This window comes from Demequina maris (assembly GCF_000971155.1).
In the GTDB taxonomy this organism is placed as follows: Bacteria; Actinomycetota; Actinomycetes; order Actinomycetales; family Demequinaceae; genus Demequina; species Demequina maris.
In genome coordinates, this window is the sequence record NZ_BBLX01000007.1 from 115,986 (window position 1) to 133,232 (window position 17,247).

Below are 17,247 nucleotides of genomic sequence, written 5' to 3' on the forward strand. Positions count from 1 at the left end.
CGCCCTTTCCGAAAAAAACTTCGAAAGTCGCGTCATCACCGCGTCACAGCCCCCTCTCATGGGGCATGACCAGCGAGGTGAACGTCCCGGGTGCAGCTCCCGCCATGCCGCTGCTGCGCCGTTGGGAGGCCGCGAGCATCGGGACGGTGTGGCGCCGTCCCGGCGACTGGTTCACCCCTGCAGCCGAGGCTCTCGCCGAGGCGCTGGAAGCCCGTCTCGACACCGCACCAGCCGCGTACCGCTTGGGGGAGGCACGCGCGCTGGTCGGTGTCGGGATCACCGAGGCGATCGACGACATGGCCGTCCTGTTCCGTGCCGCCGGCTACGAGTCCGCGCCGATCCGCTCCATCCGCGCGCTGTGCGAGGGCTGGACCGCGGGCGACGCCGCGACGCGCGTCGAGCCCGCGATGAACGACCCGGAGTCGGGCCTCGGAAGCAACGACTACCTGGTAGCTCGCCTGGGCGAGCTCTACGGCGCGGCCGAGCGCGACGGTACGACGGTCAGCGAGAGCTACGCGCTCGTGCTCGTCGACGTCGCCGCCGCCGACACCGACCCGTGGCAGCGGATGGCGCGCAATGCGGCCATCGGCCAGTCGCTCCGTGACGCCTACGGCAAGGGACGCCCGATGGCGCGCCTCGCCGACGGCCTCTACGCGGTGCTCGTCGACCGCGGCCCCGACATGGGCCGCGACATCGCGCAGCTCCGCGACCACATCTCCCGACGCGCGGGCCAGATGCGCGTCGGCAACCTCATGCGGCAGCCACCGCGCGTGTGGATCGAGTCCCTTCCGGACCTCCACGACTACGCGGTCGAGCTGGTGGAGTCGCTCCACCGCTGAGGGGGGACGAGGGGCCGGTACCGAGCTGAGGGCGGTGCCGGCCCCTCGTAGCATCCCCGGACGGGTCCTTCGCGTACCCATCAATGTACGCACTTCACTTATCATTAACCCATGCTTGACGACCCCACCCCCGACCTGCGCAGCCGACTCCTTGAGAGCGCTCTCACCCTCATCTCCGAGCAGGGCGCGAGCGGGCTGACGGTGCGCGCGGTCGCGAAGGCCGCCGGCTGCTCGACGATGGGCGTCTACACGCACTTCAACGGCAAGTCCGGGCTCATCGACGCGGTCGTCGAGCAGGGCTTCGAGGAGCTGGACCGGGTGCTCGCCGACGCGTGGGAGGTCGCCGGTGTGGGACGCGGCGGCCTGATCGCCACCGCGGAGGCCTACCGCGCGTTCGCCGTCGAGGCACCCGCGCAGTTCCAGACGATGTTCTCGCCCGCCATCGCGGGCTACGAGCCCTCCGAGCGCACGCGCGAGCGCACGTGGGAGACGTTCTTCGCGCACCGCGCCCGGGTGGCCGCGGCGCTCGACAGCGCCGACGCGGACCCGGCGGACTCGCATGACGCCACCCTGCGCCTGTGGGCGTGGGTGCACGGCCACGTCGCCGTCGAGCTCATGAGCCACGCGTACGCCAACGACGCGCACCCGGCGATGGAGCCCGCCGACCTGTCGCTCGCGATCGACGCGGAGATCGAGCGCTCCGCGGTGTCCGTCGCGCCCTAGCGGCGACCCGCTCCCGCGGGACGCGTCAGTCGTGCGTCCCGGTCCACAGCACCACCGCGCGGCCCTCGTCGCGGCGCGCGCGGCGCCCGCGCTCGACGATGACCACGTTGCCGGTGGGCCCGGTGGTGAAGATCCGCGAGCCGACGTCCGCGCGCGGGCGCATCCGCTCGACCTCGCGCTCGAGGCGCTGGACCTCGCGGGAGAGGTGCAGGATGCGCTTGATGCCGGCGAGGTTGATGCCCTCCTCCTGGCTCATGCGCTGGATCTCGCGCAGCGTCGCGACGTCCCGCAGGGAGTAGCGACGACCGCCGCCGGGACGGCGGCGCGGCACCACGAGCCCGAGCCGGTCGTACTGGCGCAGGGTCTGGGCGTGCATGCCCGCCAGCTCCGCGGCGGCGGAGATGAGGAAGACAGGCTCGTCGACGTCGGGCTGCTCCATGGTCCACCTCCTTCGCGCCCACGCTAGCGGGCGAGCATCGTCCCTGGTGCGCGACCTACCGCGCGGCGTCCTTGTAGAGGTGCGCACGGGGGTCGTCGCCGCCGAGCGCCTCGGCGAGCGCCTCGACCGCCTTCTTCGCGTCGCGCGACAGCTTGTGCGGCACGGCGACCTCGACGGTCACCAGCAGGTCGCCGGTGCCCTTCTTCGAGGTGAGGCCGCGTCCCTTGACGCGCAGCGTCGTGCCCGACTGCGTGCCCGGCGGCACCTTGACCTTCACCGTGTCGCCCGCGAGGGTCGGCACCGCGACCTGGGCGCCCAGCGCCGCCTCGTCGAACCGGACGGGCAGGGTGGCGCGCAGGTTGAGGCCGTCGGTGGTGAAGACCGGGTGCTTCTGCACGTGGACCGTGAGCAGCAGGTCGCCCGCTGGCCCGCCGTTGGATCCGGGGCGGCCCTTGCCGGGCACCCGGATCCGCTGGCCGTCCTTGACCCCGACGGGCAGGCGCGTCGAGATGCGCCCGCCGTCGGTGCCGAGGGTCACGGTCGAGCCCTCGGCGGCCTGACGGAACGACACCTCGACGGCGGCGGCGAGGTCGCCGCCCTTCTGCGGGCCGCGCTGGTAGCCGCCGCCTCCGAAGAGGCCGCCGAGGATGTCCTCGAAACCGCCACCGCCGCCGGTCTGGAAGCGGACGTTGCCGCCGCCGCCCGGCATGCCGCCGCCGAACATCCCGCCGAACATGTCCTCGAAGTTGCCGCCGCCGCCGGGGCCGCCGGCCTGGAAGCGGGCGCCGCCGCCCATGGCGCGGATCTGGTCGTACTGCTGGCGGTCGTTCTCGTTCGAGAGGACCGCGTACGCCTCGCCCACATCCTTGAACCGCTGCTCCGCGGACTTGTCGCCCGGGTTGCGGTCCGGGTGCAGGTCGCGCGCGAGCTTGCGGTACGCCTTCTTCACCTCGTCGGCGCTCGCGTCCTTGGAGACGCCGAGCGTCGCGTAGAAGTCCTTGTTGAACCAGTCCTGGCTCGCCACGGCGCCTCCCTTCCTACTCGGGCTGCGCGACGATGACGCGCGCGGGACGCAGGACGCGCTCGCCGACCTTGTGGCCGGGCTGCGCGACGTGCTGGACGGTCGGCTCGGACACCTCGCCGCTGGGCTGCGACATCAGGGCCTCGTGGAGCTGCGGGTCGAACACGTCGCCCGCGGCGGCGTAGGAGGACCAGCCGAGGCCCGCCAGGGCGGCCTCGAGCTTCGCCGCGATCGCCGCGAACGGGCCGTCCGCGAGGTCGCCGTGCTCGCGCGCGGCGGCGATGTCGTCGAGGGCCGGGATGAGTGCCTCGATCGCCTTCGCGGTGGCGTTGGTGCCGATGAGCTCGCGGTCGCGGTCGACGCGCTTGCGGTAGTTGACGTACTCGGCCTGGAGGCGCTGCAGGTCGGCGAGGTGCTCCGCCGCCTTCGAGTAGGCGGCGTTGAGCGCGTCGTCCGCGCCCTCCTCGTCGGCGGTGAGGTCGTCGACGCCGTCGTGGTCCTCGTCGAGGAAGCTCGCTGCGGCCTCGTTCACGATGCGCGCGGCCTGGGCCTCCGCATCGTCCTGCGGCTCGGGGGTGCCGTTCTGGTTCTCGGTCATGGGGCTGCCTTCCGGGAAGCGGCGACGGCGGGCGGCGACGCGGTGTCGGATGACCCCTGCGCCGCGCGCCCGCCCTCGTGCCTCGTTACTTGTTGTCCTCGTCGTCGACGATCTCGGCGTCGACCACGTCGTCGTCCTGCGGGGCGCCGCCGGCGGTCTGCGCCGCGGAGTCCTCGTCGACGTTGACGCCCTCGGCCTGCTGGGCCGCGTAGACGGCCTCGCCGATCTTCTGGGCCTTCTCGACGAGCGTCTCGTGCTTCGCCTTGATGGCCTCGACGTCGTCGCCCTCGAGCGCGGTCTTGACGTCCGCGATCGCCGACTTGACGTCCTCGGCGACCTCGGCCGGGACCTTGTCCTCGTTCTCGGAGAGGATCTTCTCGGTCGAGTACGCGAAGGTCTCCGCGTTGTTGCGGGTCTCCGCCTCCTCGCGACGCTTCTTGTCCTCCTCCGCGTGCTCCTCGGCGTCCTTGACCATGCGGTCGATGTCCTCCTTGGAGAGGGCCGAGCCGCCGGACACGGTGATCGACTGCTCCTTGCCGGTGCCGCGGTCCTTGGCGTGGACGTGGACGATGCCGTTCGCGTCGATGTCGAAGGTGACCTCGATCTGCGGCACGCCGCGCGGGGCCGGCGCGATGCCGCCCAGCTCGAAGGTGCCGAGCATCTTGTTGTCGCGGGCGAACTGGCGCTCGCCCTGGTAGACCTGGATCAGCACGGAGGGCTGGTTGTCCTCGGCGGTCGAGAAGACCTCCGACGACTTGGTCGGGATCGCGGTGTTGCGCTCGATCAGGGTGGTCATGACGCCGCCCTTGGTCTCGATGCCCAGGCTCAGCGGCGTGACGTCGATGAGGAGGACGTCCTTGCGCTCGCCCTTGATCACGCCGGCCTGCAGCGCGGCGCCCACGGCGACGACCTCGTCCGGGTTGACGCCCTTGTTGGGCTCCTTGCCGCCGGTGAGCTCGCGCACCACGTCGGCCACGGCCGGCATGCGGGTCGAGCCGCCGACGAGCAGCACGTGGTCGATGTCGGACAGCTTGATGCCGGCGTCCTTGATCACCTGGTGGAACGGAGCCTTGGTGCGGTCGAGCAGGTCCGAGGTCATCTGCTGGAACTGCGCGCGGGTGAGCTTGGTGTCGAGGTGCACGGGGCCGTTCTCGCCGATGCTCAGGTACTGCAGCGAGATGGTGGTCTGCTGCGCGGAGCTCAGCTCCTTCTTCGCCTGCTCGGCGGCCTCGCGGAGGCGCTGGAGGGCGGAGCGGTCCTTGGACAGGTCCACGCCCTCGGTGTTCTTGACCTCCTTGACGAGGTGGTCGACGATGCGCTGGTCCCAGTCGTCGCCGCCGAGGCGGTTGTCGCCGGCGGTCGCCTTCACCTGGATGGTCGAGAAGTCGTCCTCGTCCTTGCCCACCTCGAGGAGGGACACGTCGAAGGTGCCGCCACCGAGGTCGAAGACGAGGATGTGCTCGTCCTCCTTGCCCTTGTCGAGGCCGTACGCGAGGGCCGCGGCGGTGGGCTCGTTGACGATGCGCAGCACGTTGAGGCCCGCGATCTCGCCGGCCTCCTTGGTGGCCTGGCGCTCGTGGTCGTTGAAGTACGCGGGGACGGTGACGACGGCGTCGGTCACCTTCTCGCCGAGGTACTCCTCGGCGTCGCGCTTGAGCTTGCCCAGGATGCGGGCCGAGATCTCCTGCGGCGTGTACTTCTTGTCGTCGATCTCCTTCGACCACTCGGTGCCCATGTGGCGCTTGACCGAGGCGATGGTGCGATCGACGTTGGTGACCGCCTGGCGCTTGGCGATCTCGCCGACGAGGACCTCGCCGGTCTTCGAGAACGCGACCACCGACGGGGTGGTGCGGGCGCCCTCGGCGTTCGCGATGACGGTGGGCTCGCCACCCTCGAGGACGGACACCACCGAGTTGGTGGTGCCGAGGTCGATGCCAACTGCACGTGCCATGTGTGTTCTTCCTCCTGTCGCGGCCGATGCCGCGTGATCCAACTCGCTCAGGACTTGAGCGACCATCACTCAACTTATGTCCGGGGTTCGACAGTGTCAAGCCGGCCGGGCAAAAGTTGAGCGGACTCTGCTCAACTTCTCAGGAACGGTCCTGGTGGGGCGGCGCAAAGGTGCCGCCGGCGTCTCGACTGGCCCCGCGCATCGTGCCTACGCTCGCCGCATGGACCACGCCGACCGCCTCGCCGCCGCCCGTGCCCACTTCGCCGCGCGCCTCGCCTTCGAGACCGACGTCTCCGACGTGCACGCCGCGCTCGAGTCGGGGGAGCCGGGCTTCGTGCTCATCGACACGCGCAACCGCGAGGCGTGGGACCAGGGCCATGCGCGCGGCGCGATCCACCTGCCCAAGCCGGACATGCCCGCCCGCATCCCGGCGGAGTTCGCCGCGGGCACGCGCTTCGTCGTCTACTGCTGGGGCCCCGGCTGTAACGGCGCCACGCGCGCGGGTCTCATCATCTCCGAGCTCGGCTACGAGGTGCAGGAGATGATCGGCGGCTTCGAGTACTGGGCGCGCGAGGGCATGCCCGTCGACGCGGTCGGCGCGGACGGGGCCGAGGTCGACGCCACGTACCCGGTGGACCCGCTCACCGCGCCCCGGCCCGTCGCCGGCGCGCGCATCGCCTGCGACTGCTGAGGCGCGCCGGACCCCGTAGCCGCTAGCGGGCCACCTGCACGATCTGGACCGCGTTCGCGGTGTCGCGCCGCTCGAAGCCGAGGTGCGCGTAGAGCCGCTGCGCCGTCGTGTTGCTCATCCCGGTGTGGAGGAACGGTCGGCGTCCCGCCTCGCGGATGCCGTGCGCGACGACCTCCATCAGCCTCGTCGCGAGCCCGCGCCCCCGGTGCGAGTCGAGGGTGCACACCGCGCTGATCTCGGTCCACGTGCCGGTGGTGAGCCGCTCGCCTGCCATCGCCACGAGCCGTCCGTCCTCCTTGACGCCGTAGTACGCGCCCAGCAGCGGCGTCTCGGCGAGGAACGGTCCCGGCTGCGTCTCGGCCACCAGCGCCAGCATGGCCGGCGCGTCATCGAGGCTGAGCCGCTCGATCCCCGGATGCGGGCGCCCGAAGCCGTCCGGCGCCGTCATCTGCACCGCCTCGAAGCGCTCGACCTCGTCCCAGCCGGCCGGGACGTCGTGCGGGAGCCCGAACAGCACCACCTCGTCCTCGCCGGCGATCGCGGCGAGGTCCGCCCAGTCCTCGGCCCGATCGGCGGGAGGGACCGCCGCGAACTTGGCGACGGTCGGGCGGTAGCGCGCGGCCTCGCCGCGACGGATCGCGAGGGGACGATGCGCGCCGGACAGCGCGTGGAGGACCGGGTGGTCGAGCTCGTGGGGGGACATGGGTCGATTCTCCCAAGCCCGCGAGACCTCTCTCCACACACGCGCCCCGGTGGGAGCGCTCACGCGATGCGACTCGCGCGGCGAAGCCCGACCACCGCGCCGCGAGTTGCAGATCTTGTGTGGAGCGCGGTCGAGGGTGTCAGGCGAGCCGTCCGTCCGCCATCCGCATCACGCGGTCGGCCATGACCTCGGCCTCGGCGGGGTCGTGCGTGACCAGCAGCCCGGTCATCCCCTCGGCGCGCAGGATGTCGCGCACCTCGACCGCCAGCCGCGAGCGGAGGTCCGCGTCGAGCGAGGACAGCGGCTCGTCGAGGGCGAGGAGCCGGGGCCGCGGGGCGAGGGACCGGGCGAGCGCGACGCGCTGGCGCTGCCCGCCGCTGAGCTCGGTGACGCCGCGGTCGCGGAGGCCCTCCAGCCCGACCAGGGCGAGCAGCTCGTCGACGCGCGCCGCCCGCGCGGCGCGCCCCACGCCGGACATCTCCAGCCCGAACGCGATGTTCGCGCCCACCGTGAGGTGCGGGAACAGCTGGCCGTCCTGGAACACGAGCCCGAAGCCTCGCTGGTGGACCGGCACGCGCGCGAAGTCCTCGCCGTCCCAGGCGACGCTGCCGCCGGACGCGTCCACGATGCCGACCACCGCCGACAGCAGCGAGGACTTGCCGCACCCCGACGGGCCGAGCAGCGCGAGCGTCTCGCCCTGCGCGATGTCGAGCGAGACGCCGCGCACCGCCTCGACGGGCGGGGTGCCGGGGTAGGTGACGTGCAGGTCGCGCACCGCAAGGCCGGTCATATCTCGGCCCCCACGGTGGTCCGCAGCCGTTCCGAGGCGAGCATGATGGCCGCGGTGAGCGCGGCGAGCAGGACCGATGCGGCGAAGGCCATGCCCACATTGTCGATGCCCGGGCGCGACAGCAGGCGCGCGATCGCGGTCGGCAGGGTGGGGCGGTCGGGCCGTGCGACGAACGCGGTCGCGCCGAACTCGCCCATGGAGATCGCGAAGGCGAAGGCGATCGAGGCCGCCGTCGCGGAGCGCAGCAGCGGCGCGTCGACCCGCCACAGCACGCGCCACGGCGAGGCGCCCAGCGTCGCGGCGGCGGCGCGCAGGCGCGGGTCGATCGCGCGCGCCGCCGGCACCAGCGCGCGCACCATGAGCGGCAGCGCCACCACCGCCTGCGCGATCGGCACGAGCCACCACGATCCGCGCAGATCGACCCCGAGCACGGACCGGTTCAGGGTGAGCAGCACGCCGAGGCCCACCACCACCGCGGAGACGCCCAGCGGAAGCATGACGAGCGACTCGAGGACGGACGCGCGACGCGAGCGGCGCGCGACCAGCTGCGCCGTCACCACGCCCACCGCGGCGGCCATCGCGGTCGCGACGGTCGCGGTGAGCAGCGAGGTCACGGCGGCGTGCCAGAGCGGGGCGGACAGCGTCGAGCGCGCGGGCGGCTCGCCAAGCAGCGCCGCGTAGTGGTCGAGCCCGTAGCCGTCGACGGTGCGCAGCGAGCGCTCGACGAGCGCGAGGCCCGGCAGAGTCAGGAGCAGCACCGTCGGCGTCAGCGCCGCCGCGATGCCCCAGCGCTCCCGCCGACGCGGCGCCCGCGCCGTCTCGACCGCGGCCGGCGGACGCGGCGCCCGGGCACGCGCGCTGACCCACAGCGCGATCGCGACGAACACGACCTGCACGAGCGCGAGCACCGCGGCGGCGCGGAGGTCGAGGAACTGGTTGACCTGCAGGTAGATCTCGGTCTCGACGGTGCTCACGCGCGATCCGCCCAGGATCAGCACGAGCGCGAACGACGTGGAGCAGAACAGCAGGACCACCGCGGCAGCCGACGCGATCGCCGGCCGCAGCGCCGGCAGGGTCACCCGCACGAAGGCCCGCGCGGGCGATGCGCCGAGGGTGCGGGCCGCATCGGCCATGCGTGGCGACAGCGACTCCCACGCGCCGCCCACGATGCGCACCACCACCGAGATGTTGAAGAACACGAGCGCGAGCACGATCGCCGTCACGCTCTGGTCCAGGCCCCACGAGCCGAGCAGCCCCGAGCGGGAGAACAGCGCGGAGAAGGCGGCGGCGACCACGATCGTCGGCAGCACGAACGGCACGGTCACGAGGGCGCGCATCGTCCGGGCGCCGCGCCACGAGAACCGTGACAGCGCCCACGCCGCGGGCAGGCCCAGCAGCAGCGAGCCGGCGGTGCCGGCCACCGCCAGCCCGACCGTCGTGGAGATCGCGTCGAGCGTGCGGGAGCGGGTGAGCACCTCGAGCGCGCCCGCGAGGTCGCCACCGCCCAGCCCGTCCTCGCCGAGCAGCCCCCGCACGATGACCGTGCCGGCGGGCCACAGGAAGAACAACCCTAGGAAGGCGACGGGCACGCCCGCGAGCACCCACCAGAGGCGGGCGCTCGCGGGCCAGGGCTTCATGAGGGTCGGCTCAGTCGAGGACCGTGGCGGTCCACTCGTCGATCCACTCGTCGCGGTGCGCGTCGATGTCCGCCGGGTCGACGGACAGCGGCGCGGCGGCGAGGGGCGCGAACTGCTCCCAGTCGGCCGGCACCACGGCCGCGGTCGAGACGGGGTAGACGTACATGTTCTCGGGGAGCGTCGACTGGAACTCGTCGGACAGCAGCCAGTCGACGACCGCCTGGGCGCCGGCCGGGTTCTCGGCGCCCTCGAGCACGCCCGCGTACTCGACCTGGCGGAAGCAGGTGTCGAGCATCGCCGCGGTCGTGGGGGCGCCGTCGATCACCTCGTACGGCGGGGACGAGGCGTAGCTGAGGACGATGGGGTAGTCGCCGCCGTAGTTGGGCGCGGAGAAGTCCGTGAAGTAGGTGTCCGACCACGACGCGGTGACGCGCACGTCGTTGTCGCGCATCGCCGCCCACCACTCGGTCCACGCGTCGCCCTTCGCGGCGATGGTCGCGAGCAGGAACGCGAGGCCGGGGGAGGACGTCGCGGGGTTCGTGACGGAGACCATGCCGGCGTACGCGGGGTCGGTGAGGTCGTCGAGCGTGGGCGCGCCGTCGGGGAAGGCCGCGAGGTCGTAGTTGAGGCACACGTCGGAGAAGTCCACGGCCGTGAGCAGGTCCTCGGCGCCGGGCACCGCGTACGCCGCCGCATCGTCCGTCGCCGGCACGTCGGGGGCGTAGGCGGCGAGCACGCCGTTGTCGACCGCGCGCGACGCGAAGGTGTTGTCGATGCCGTAGACGGCGTCGCCGAGCGGCGCGTCCTTGGTGAGGACCAGCTGGTTGACCAGCGTGCCGGCGTCGCCGGGCTGCACGAGCTCGACGTCGATGCCGGACTCGGCCTCGAAGGCCGCCAGCACGTCCTCCGGCACCGCGAAGCTGTCGTGGGTCACGAGGCGGACGGTGCCGCTCGCCGCGGGGGACGATGCGGCGGTCGCCTCGGCGTCGGCGGTGGACGATGCGGCGGGCTCGCTCGCGGACGAGCAGGCGGCGAGCAGCAGCGTGGACATGGCGGCGGCCGTGACGGCCGCTGTGCGCGTGAGGCGCATGTTTCCTCCCGGAATAGGAGGGGACGAGACTCGACTCCCTACGCCGGTGCGAGCCGGATCAGGTTCGAGGGTCTGCGGCGTTCCGCACTCTCAGCGCCCTGGCCCCGGTGTCCCGGGAAGCGCTCCCCTGTCGTGTCCGGCCAGGATAGCGCGGGAGTCGAGCCATCCGTTCCGTCAGCGACGGACTGCGGTCGTGCCGATCACCGCCGGACGGGGCGCGTACCCGGCACGGTGGCCCGTGACCTTCACCGTGAGCCGGTGCCCCGCATCGGCCTTCTTCGCGGTGTAGGAGCGGCCGGTCGCGCCGGCGATCGCCTTGCCGTCGCGGCGCCACTGGTAGCTGTACCGGGACGCGGCGACGTCGAAGGTGGGCTTCTTCACGGTGACGGTCGACCCGACGCGGGCGGTGGAGGGGAGCGGCGTGTACGCGTAGTCGCCCATCCAGCCCAGCACCGTGGCTGCGGGTGCCGTGCGCCTGGCGGTCGCGAAGCCAGGCTTGCTCGCCGTGACCGTGACGGTGACCTTGTGGCCCACATCCTTATGGCGGAGCGTGAAGGTCTTCCGCGTGGCGCCGGTGATCCTCTTCCCGTCCCGCTTCCACTGGTACGTGAACGTGGTGCCCTCGGGGAAGCCCGTGGTTGCCGCTGTACGGGTGAAGCCCTCGACCGACGAGCCGGTGGCTTTCGCCGTGGCGGTCGCGGGGAAACGCCCGCCGGTGACGAGGACCGTGGTGGAAGTCGCGGTGGACGGGGTGAAGTACTTGACCGCACCGGTGACCTTGACGGCGATGCGGTGGCCCGCATCGGCCGCGGTGGGGGTGTAGGTCGCGTCCTCGGCGCCGTCGATGTACAGGCCGTCGCGGATCCAGCGGTACGTGAAGGACGCGGGGGTGGGCACCCAGCCGGAGAGGTCGACGGACCATGTCGAGCCCACCGTGGTGGATCCGACCACGGTCGGGCGAGGCGAGGCGAGGAACGGGCAGAGGACCTCGCTGTCCGTTCTGGCCGTGTGCTCGATGACATGCCCCGTGAACGTCGCATCCGCGTTGGCGAACGAGACGAAGTAGTCGACGTTCGGCTGCGTCCACATGTACTTGCCGTCGAGTATCGCGACCAGGGGCTCGTTGTTCCCGCGGGTCAGCGTCGTGGACGACCCGTCCCGGTCGAGCGGCGCCGTGATCTCATGAAGCGTGCACACCGCGACGTCCGGCAGGTGGACGGTCTGCCCCGTCGCGGTCACGGACGCGACGTCCGCGAGCGGGCGCAGGTCCGCGATCGCATTCTTCGAGAGGTCGACGGAGGTGAGCCCCGCGAGCCCGGCGAGGGGTGACACGTCCGTGATCGCGGCATCGCTCGCGCGCAGGACCTCGAGGCCCGAGAAGCTGGCGAGCGGGGCGAGCGACGCGACCTCGGTGTCGTCGATCCACAGCGCTCGCACGGGCGAGCCGGACAGGGGTGCGAGGTCCGTGACCGCGGTGCCGGTCAGCGTGAGGGTGTCGAGCGCGTCCGCACCCGCGAGCCAGGCCACGTCTGCGGCCTGCGAGTAGGACAGGTCCACGCTGCGCAGGGCGGTGAGAGCGGCCAGGGCGTCCCAATCCGTCAGCGCCGTGGCGCTGCGCAGCGACAGCGTCTCGAGGCCGGTCGCCGTCGCGAGCGGGCCGAGGGAGGCGCCGCCGCCCACCGGGTACAGCGTCAGTGCGGTGAGGTCGGGCATCGCGGCGACGAAGCCGAGGTCCGCGATGCGGGCGATGCTCGCGTTCACTTGGAGGCTGGTGAGACGGGTCGCCTTCGCCAGGGCGGCGGTGTCGGCGCGCAGGAAGGACAGGCGCAGCGACCTGAGCGACGGGAGCGTCACCAGCGGGTCGAGGTCGAAGTCGCCGCGGCTGATGTTGTCGAGGCCCCGCTGCGTCCCGAAGTCGACCGTCGTGAGGTGGTCGAGCGAGGCAAGCGGGGTCAGGAGGCCCGCGAGCTGGTCGGCGACGGGTGCCGCACTCGCGGCCGTGTCGACGTCGAAGGTTCCGCCACGCAGGGTGAGCGAGGTGAGACCGGTCGCGGTCTCGAGGCCCGCGAGGGAGGTGAGGTCGAGCCCGGAGCACGCCAGGGTCTCGAGGGACGCCATGCCGGCCGTCGTGAGCGCGTCGCCGGCCGCGAGGCCGAGCGTCGACCGCACGCACGCGGCGAGGTCCGCGTCGCCGAAGGCGACCTCGTCCTCCGCCCCCGCGGGGGCGAGCCCGGCCGTCACCGCGACGAGCGCGGCGGCAGATGCGGCGGAAAAACGTGCGACGATGCGCGGCAGTGCCACGGAGACCCCCAGGTGGTGCGAGCGGCGCGGCGCCTGGCTCGAGGCATCGTGCGATCGCGTGGCCGCATCGTCCCGCCGCTGTCACTCCGTGTCAAGAGGCGTCAGCCGCGAACGGTCGCCGCGGCCAAGGTACGTCGGGCGGGCGACAGGTCCCAGCGCTTCGCGGTGAGCCGGACGGTGAGCCGGTGGCCCGCATCGGCCCGTGTGGCACGGTAGGTCTTGACAGTCGCTCCCGCGATCGTTGCGGCGGAGACCCTGGCCCGGCCTCGCATCGTCACTCGAGCTCGAGGGAGTTGAGCACCGCCTCCACGTCCTCGATCCCGGAGCCGAGGTCGTCCGAGCCGGACGAGTACACGAGCACCTGGCGCTCGCCGTCGACCACCACGCCGACCGCGTCGCTTGCGATGAGGTCGTAGATGGGGAACTCGTACTCGGCGACGTAGCCCGTGAGGCCCGACACCGTGCGCACGTCGCCCTGCGCGGTGGTCGTGACGTCCTCGAAGCCCGCCGTCGCGGAGGAGATGAACCCGGTCGTCTCGACGCGCGCGGTGCTCGGACCACCCGCGTCGGCGATGCTCACGACCATCAGCACCACGCCGCCGTCCTCGACGGTCCCGGCGGTGAGCCAGGCGCCGTCGACGCGGAGGTCGAGGTCGAGCGGGCCGGCCATCTGGTCCTCCATCGCGGAGACGCCGATGATGTCGGTGACGTCGTCCCACTCGGGGTCCACGCTGATGGTGCCGTCTCCGGCGAGGATCGGATGCGAGGTCCAGCCGTCGCCCGGCGTCGCGGTGAGCTCGCGTGCGTTCGACTTTGCCGCCTCGGTGATGAGGGGCGTGGCCATCCCGATCACGCCGCCGATCAGCCCGAGCAGCACGATCGTGCCCGCGACCGACGCGGCAATGATCGGGCCTACCCGGGGCTGCCAGCGCCTCGGCTGCTGCTGCTCCTGCACCGCGGGGTCGATCGCCCGGTGGGTGCCCCACTCGCGACCGTCCCAGTAGCGCTTGTGCCCGACCTGCTCCGGGTCGGGGTACCAGCCCGCCGGCGGCAGCTCGGGCGTCGGTGCGGCGGCCGAGGGCGCCGCGAACCCGTCGGTGCCCTGTGCGTGCTGCTGCTCGGTCATCGTTCCCCCTGGTGCTCCGGCGTTTCCGGGGGAGTCTAGGGGAGATGCGAGGCCCGATGGCACGGTGTGACACGAGCCACAGGCGCGCGTGTCAGACGTCGATGCGGTGGAAGTTCTGGAAGCTCTTCGAGGCGGTCGGGCCGCGCTGGCCGCGGTAGCGCGAGCCGTACTTGTCCGACCCGTACGGGTGCTCCGCGGGGGAGGACAGCCGGAAGAAGCACAGCTGGCCGATCTTCATCCCCGGCCACAGGTTGATCGGCAGCGTCGCGGTGTTCGACAGCTCGAGCGTGACGTTGCCCTCGAAGCCCGGGTCGATGAAGCCGGCGGTCGAGTGCGTGAGCAGGCCCAGGCGGCCCAGCGAGGACTTGCCTTCGAGGCGTGCGGCGATGTCGTCGGGCAGGGTGACCGACTCGTAGGTCGAGCCGAGCACGAACTCCCCGGGGTGCAGCACGAAGGGCCCGTCGCTGATGTCGACGAGGCGCGTGAGCTCGGGCTGCTCCGCGGCGGGGTCGATCGCCGCGTACTTGTGGTTGTCGAATACGCGGAAGTAGCGGTCGAGGCGCACGTCCACGGAGGAGGGCTGGATCATCTCGGGGTCCCACGGGTCGAGGGCGACCCTGCCCGACGTGATCTCAGCGCGGATGTCCCGGTCCGAGAGAAGCATGAGGCCCAACCTAGTGGGCGGTGCGTGCCGCGGCTACTCCCCGCCGAGCCTGCGGCGTCGTTCCTGCTCGTTGAGCCACACCCGGTAGGCCGGGTCGTCGTCGGGCGCGAGCGGAGCGGGCGGCATTGGGCGCTCCGTCGATCCGCCGAGCAGGCGCAGCAGGATCCACGCGCCGGCACCCACCCACGGCACCAGCAGGATGATGAGGATCCACGCCGCCTTGGGGAGGTGCTGCGGATGGTCGGACGGGTGCTGCACCACGTCCGCGAGCGCGTAGACGGTCATCGCGATGTAGATCAGCAGCGGCAGCAGGCGCATGACCGGAATGTAGCGGTCCGGTGCGTCTTCCGCCAGGTAGATCGATGGTCTGGACGCGGATACGCCCCGATGCGCGACCCGTGAGGGCGGCGGATCGGGGCGTACCGGAGGGGGGTCAGGCGTGCGTGACGCCCGGCAGGTCGGGATCGACAGAGTCGAGGCGCGCCTCGTGCCCCGCGCCGGCCTCGACCACCGCGCGGCCGGCGGCGGCACCGCCGACCGCACCCTTGATGAGGTCGCTGATGCCGAAGCCCGTGACGGAGGTCATGACCTCCTCGGTCTCGGTGAACAAGTTGGCGGCCTGTCGGGTCACCGCGGAGGCGCCCTCGGTGGACACGACGGTCAGGCTGTCGATCGATGCCATCGCCTTGCCCATCTCGCCGACGATGGCGGGCATGCCGTCGAGCGCGATCTCGAGGATGCCCACCTGCGGCATGTTCTCGTACGCGGTCTTCTTGGCCTCGATGCCCTCCGCCTCGGCCTTGCCCTTCGCGGCGATCGCGGTCGCCTCCGCCTCACCCTTGGCCTTGACAGCCTCGGCCTCGGCGAGACCGGTGGCCTGGACGACGCGGGCCGCGGCGGAACCGCGGGCCTCGTCGGCAGCCGCCTCGGCACGGCCGCGCGCCTCGTCCGCGGAGGCCTCAGCCTTGCCTCGCGCCTCGAACACCGCGGCGTCCGAGAGTCCGCGGGCCTGGTTGGCCGCGGCCTCGGACTCGCCGGCCTGGCGCGTCGCCTCGGCGATGCCCTTGGCCTTCGAGATCGCGGCCTCGCGCTCCGCCTCGGCCTCGACCTTGGTCGCGTATGCGGTGGCGTCGGCGGGCTTGCGCACCTCCGACTCGAGGCGCATCTCCGTCACCTCGGCGCGCTTGGCCTCGGCCAGGCGCTCCTGCTCGTAGATCTCGACGTTGCGCTGCGCCTCGGCGATCGGCCCGGCGGCCTTCGCGTTGGCCTCGGCGGTGTCGGTGTCCTGCTGGATCTCCGCCATGCGGAGCGCGAGGGTGCGGTTCGCCTCGGCGATCTGCTGCTCGGCCGCCGCGCGCTTCTGCTCGGACTCGCGGCGGGCCTCGGCCTCGGCGATCTCGGCGTCGCGGCGAGCGATCGCCGCCTGGCGGCGTCCCAGGTCCTGGATGTAGCCCGAGGGGGTGGTGACCGACTGGATGTTCAGCCCCTCGAGCACCAGGCCCCACTCGGAGCATGCTTCGCCCGTGACCTTCATGACGCGGTCCTTGAGCGTCTCGCGGTCGGAGTTGATGTCCTCGACGGACATGGTGCCCACGATGGCGCGCATGTCGCCCTCGATGTTCTGCTGGACGAAGGCCTCGATGTTGAGCGGGTTGACGTTGAAGCGCTCGATCGCGGCGCGCACCGAGGCCTCGTCGCCGCCGATCTTCACGTTCGCGACGCCCTCGAGGTTGACGAGGATGTTCTGGTTCGACGGCGAGTCCTGCACCCGCCAGGCGATCTGGCGCGTCTCGAGCGACACCTTGTTGTAGCGCTGCGTGAACGGCACGACGAACACGCCGCCGCCGCCCAGCACCACCTTCGACGGCACGGGGCGCGTCTCGTAGGCGACGGTGCCGTCGGCCTTGCGGACGGGCACCTGCGTCTTGGACTTCGATCCCGAGACCACGAAGGCCTCGTCCGGGTCCGAGACCTTGTAGCGCGACGCGATGGCCCACACCACCACGATCGCCGCGAGCACGCTGGCCGCGATGGCGATCAGGGTGATCGCGCTGCCGGCGAGTCCGAACATGTACTGCCCCCTCTGTTGTGCGTGACGTCCCTAGGCGGAGTGCCGGGAGACCTTGATCTGGTTGCTCGCGAGCACGGCGTCGACCACGACGTCGTCGCCCGCCTTCAGCGGCTCGTCGGAGCGGAAGCTCATGCGGCGGTTCTGCCCCAGGAACGGCACCAGCGCCGTGCCGAGCGCGCCGGGCGTCGCGGGCGCCTCGGCCACGGTGACGATGCGCCCGACCATCGCGTTCAGATCGGTCGCGCCGTCCTCCTGCTGCTGGCTCATGAACACGCGGTGCGCGCCGAAGGCGAGGAGCCAGCCGGCGACCGCGCCCCCGAGCCCGATCAGGATGACGGTCCCGAGGCTCGGGTCGTCCATGCCGAAGCTCGCCGCGGCGCCGGCGAAGCCGAAGCCGGCGAGCGTCGCGGCCGTGGTGGTCGAGCTCAGCGCGCCGTCCGGCAGCACGTCGAGCGCGACGTCGAAGATGTCGCCGACCACCGCCGAGACGATGGCGAACACGAGCGCGAGGGCGCCGAGGCCCAGCAGGAGATATCCGACGGTCATCGTCTCGAGTCCCATGTGGCTCGCCTTTCGAGTGGGAGGCCCGCGCGGTCCAACGCC

The 17,247-nt window shown here is 72.2% G+C and carries 17 protein-coding genes and 1 riboswitch; of the genes, 3 read left to right on the forward strand and 14 right to left on the reverse strand.

Going from position 1 to position 17,247, the window contains the following annotated elements:
* Window positions 1–65 precede the first annotated feature (65 nt).
* Window positions 66–839 (forward strand): hypothetical protein, encoded by a 774-nt coding sequence (locus AOM02_RS09845; RefSeq protein ID WP_156156169.1) that lies wholly within the window; start codon window positions 66–68, stop codon window positions 837–839.
* Window positions 840–950: 111 nt separating this feature from the next.
* Complete coding sequence (locus tag AOM02_RS09850) at window positions 951–1,562, forward strand: TetR/AcrR family transcriptional regulator (protein WP_062298976.1); 612 nt, start codon at window positions 951–953, stop codon at window positions 1,560–1,562.
* A gap of 25 nt (window positions 1,563–1,587) precedes the next feature.
* Here AOM02_RS09850 and AOM02_RS09855 read toward each other — a convergent pair whose 3' ends face one another.
* The 4 genes from AOM02_RS09855 to dnaK all read right to left on the reverse strand — a co-directional run bounded on the left by AOM02_RS09855 (window position 1,588) and on the right by dnaK (window position 5,571).
* Window positions 1,588–2,001 carry a heat shock protein transcriptional repressor HspR gene (locus AOM02_RS09855; protein WP_062298977.1) on the reverse strand — a complete coding sequence of 138 codons (414 nt, stop codon included), beginning with the start codon at window positions 1,999–2,001 and terminating at the stop codon, window positions 1,588–1,590.
* Between the two features lie 55 nt (window positions 2,002–2,056).
* Window positions 2,057–3,025: a DnaJ C-terminal domain-containing protein gene (locus tag AOM02_RS09860; RefSeq protein WP_062298978.1), complete on the reverse strand. Its 969-nt coding sequence runs from the start codon at window positions 3,023–3,025 to the stop codon at window positions 2,057–2,059.
* Between the two features lie 13 nt (window positions 3,026–3,038).
* Window positions 3,039–3,620 carry a nucleotide exchange factor GrpE gene (gene grpE, locus AOM02_RS09865; RefSeq protein WP_062298979.1) on the reverse strand — a complete coding sequence of 194 codons (582 nt, stop codon included), beginning with the start codon at window positions 3,618–3,620 and terminating at the stop codon, window positions 3,039–3,041.
* Window positions 3,621–3,705: 85 nt separating this feature from the next.
* The gene (gene dnaK, locus AOM02_RS09870) at window positions 3,706–5,571 is read right to left on the reverse strand and encodes a molecular chaperone DnaK (protein WP_062298980.1); all 1,866 of its coding nucleotides are present in this window, start codon (window positions 5,569–5,571) and stop codon (window positions 3,706–3,708) included.
* 220 nt (window positions 5,572–5,791) lie between these two features.
* On the opposite strand from dnaK, the gene AOM02_RS09875 reads away from it, so the two are divergent.
* Window positions 5,792–6,262 carry a rhodanese-like domain-containing protein gene (locus AOM02_RS09875; protein ID WP_062298981.1) on the forward strand — a complete coding sequence of 157 codons (471 nt, stop codon included), beginning with the start codon at window positions 5,792–5,794 and terminating at the stop codon, window positions 6,260–6,262.
* Window positions 6,263–6,284: 22 nt separating this feature from the next.
* Here AOM02_RS09875 and AOM02_RS09880 read toward each other — a convergent pair whose 3' ends face one another.
* The 10 genes from AOM02_RS09880 to AOM02_RS09925 form a co-directional block, all read right to left on the reverse strand.
* On the reverse strand, window positions 6,285–6,965 hold the full coding sequence (locus AOM02_RS09880; protein WP_062298982.1) for a GNAT family N-acetyltransferase: 681 nt from the start codon (window positions 6,963–6,965) through the stop codon (window positions 6,285–6,287).
* Window positions 6,966–7,104: 139 nt separating this feature from the next.
* Window positions 7,105–7,755: an ABC transporter ATP-binding protein gene (locus AOM02_RS09885; RefSeq protein WP_062298983.1), complete on the reverse strand. Its 651-nt coding sequence runs from the start codon at window positions 7,753–7,755 to the stop codon at window positions 7,105–7,107.
* Window positions 7,752–9,392 (reverse strand): ABC transporter permease, encoded by a 1,641-nt coding sequence (locus AOM02_RS09890; protein WP_062298984.1) that lies wholly within the window; start codon window positions 9,390–9,392, stop codon window positions 7,752–7,754. The genes AOM02_RS09885 and AOM02_RS09890 overlap by 4 nt, the downstream gene beginning before the upstream one ends.
* Before the next feature lie 10 nt (window positions 9,393–9,402).
* Entirely contained in the window at window positions 9,403–10,482 is a 1,080-nt protein-coding gene (locus AOM02_RS09895; RefSeq protein WP_062298985.1) for a thiamine ABC transporter substrate-binding protein, read from the reverse strand.
* Between the two features lie 18 nt (window positions 10,483–10,500).
* Window positions 10,501–10,621, reverse strand: a riboswitch (TPP riboswitch).
* A 35-nt stretch (window positions 10,622–10,656) separates the two neighbouring features.
* Window positions 10,657–12,783 carry a hypothetical protein gene (locus tag AOM02_RS09900; protein WP_156156170.1) on the reverse strand — a complete coding sequence of 709 codons (2,127 nt, stop codon included), beginning with the start codon at window positions 12,781–12,783 and terminating at the stop codon, window positions 10,657–10,659.
* A 274-nt stretch (window positions 12,784–13,057) separates the two neighbouring features.
* Window positions 13,058–13,909, reverse strand: coding sequence for a DUF2510 domain-containing protein (locus tag AOM02_RS09905; RefSeq protein ID WP_062298987.1), 852 nt, complete (start codon window positions 13,907–13,909; stop codon window positions 13,058–13,060).
* A gap of 91 nt (window positions 13,910–14,000) precedes the next feature.
* On the reverse strand, window positions 14,001–14,573 hold the full coding sequence (gene dcd / locus AOM02_RS09910) for a dCTP deaminase (protein WP_062298988.1): 573 nt from the start codon (window positions 14,571–14,573) through the stop codon (window positions 14,001–14,003).
* A 33-nt stretch (window positions 14,574–14,606) separates the two neighbouring features.
* Window positions 14,607–14,891 carry a PLD nuclease N-terminal domain-containing protein gene (locus tag AOM02_RS09915; protein WP_062298989.1) on the reverse strand — a complete coding sequence of 95 codons (285 nt, stop codon included), beginning with the start codon at window positions 14,889–14,891 and terminating at the stop codon, window positions 14,607–14,609.
* A 115-nt stretch (window positions 14,892–15,006) separates the two neighbouring features.
* Window positions 15,007–16,644 carry an SPFH domain-containing protein gene (locus tag AOM02_RS09920; protein WP_062298990.1) on the reverse strand — a complete coding sequence of 546 codons (1,638 nt, stop codon included), beginning with the start codon at window positions 16,642–16,644 and terminating at the stop codon, window positions 15,007–15,009.
* 30 nt (window positions 16,645–16,674) lie between these two features.
* Window positions 16,675–17,205, reverse strand: a complete 531-nt coding sequence (locus AOM02_RS09925; RefSeq protein ID WP_062298991.1) for a hypothetical protein — start codon at window positions 17,203–17,205, stop codon at window positions 16,675–16,677.
* Window positions 17,206–17,247 lie beyond the last annotated feature (42 nt).

Excerpts from the sequence above, each read along its gene's own strand:
- AOM02_RS09845 (WP_156156169.1), top strand. The coding sequence starts at position 66 with ATGACCAGCGAGGTGAACGTCCCGGGTGCAGCTCCCGCCATGCCGCTG.
- AOM02_RS09850 (WP_062298976.1), top strand. The coding sequence starts at position 951 with ATGCTTGACGACCCCACCCCCGACCTGCGCAGCCGACTCCTTGAGAGC.
- AOM02_RS09855 (WP_062298977.1), bottom strand. The coding sequence starts at position 2,001 with ATGGAGCAGCCCGACGTCGACGAGCCTGTCTTCCTCATCTCCGCCGCC.
- grpE (WP_062298979.1), bottom strand. The coding sequence starts at position 3,620 with ATGACCGAGAACCAGAACGGCACCCCCGAGCCGCAGGACGATGCGGAG.
- dnaK (WP_062298980.1), bottom strand. The coding sequence starts at position 5,571 with ATGGCACGTGCAGTTGGCATCGACCTCGGCACCACCAACTCGGTGGTG.
- AOM02_RS09875 (WP_062298981.1), top strand. The coding sequence starts at position 5,792 with ATGGACCACGCCGACCGCCTCGCCGCCGCCCGTGCCCACTTCGCCGCG.
- AOM02_RS09880 (WP_062298982.1), bottom strand. The coding sequence starts at position 6,965 with ATGTCCCCCCACGAGCTCGACCACCCGGTCCTCCACGCGCTGTCCGGC.
- AOM02_RS09885 (WP_062298983.1), bottom strand. The coding sequence starts at position 7,755 with ATGACCGGCCTTGCGGTGCGCGACCTGCACGTCACCTACCCCGGCACC.
- AOM02_RS09890 (WP_062298984.1), bottom strand. The coding sequence starts at position 9,392 with ATGAAGCCCTGGCCCGCGAGCGCCCGCCTCTGGTGGGTGCTCGCGGGC.
- AOM02_RS09895 (WP_062298985.1), bottom strand. The coding sequence starts at position 10,482 with ATGCGCCTCACGCGCACAGCGGCCGTCACGGCCGCCGCCATGTCCACG.
- AOM02_RS09905 (WP_062298987.1), bottom strand. The coding sequence starts at position 13,909 with ATGACCGAGCAGCAGCACGCACAGGGCACCGACGGGTTCGCGGCGCCC.
- dcd (WP_062298988.1), bottom strand. The coding sequence starts at position 14,573 with ATGCTTCTCTCGGACCGGGACATCCGCGCTGAGATCACGTCGGGCAGG.
- AOM02_RS09915 (WP_062298989.1), bottom strand. The coding sequence starts at position 14,891 with ATGCGCCTGCTGCCGCTGCTGATCTACATCGCGATGACCGTCTACGCG.
- AOM02_RS09920 (WP_062298990.1), bottom strand. The coding sequence starts at position 16,644 with ATGTTCGGACTCGCCGGCAGCGCGATCACCCTGATCGCCATCGCGGCC.
- AOM02_RS09925 (WP_062298991.1), bottom strand. The coding sequence starts at position 17,205 with ATGGGACTCGAGACGATGACCGTCGGATATCTCCTGCTGGGCCTCGGC.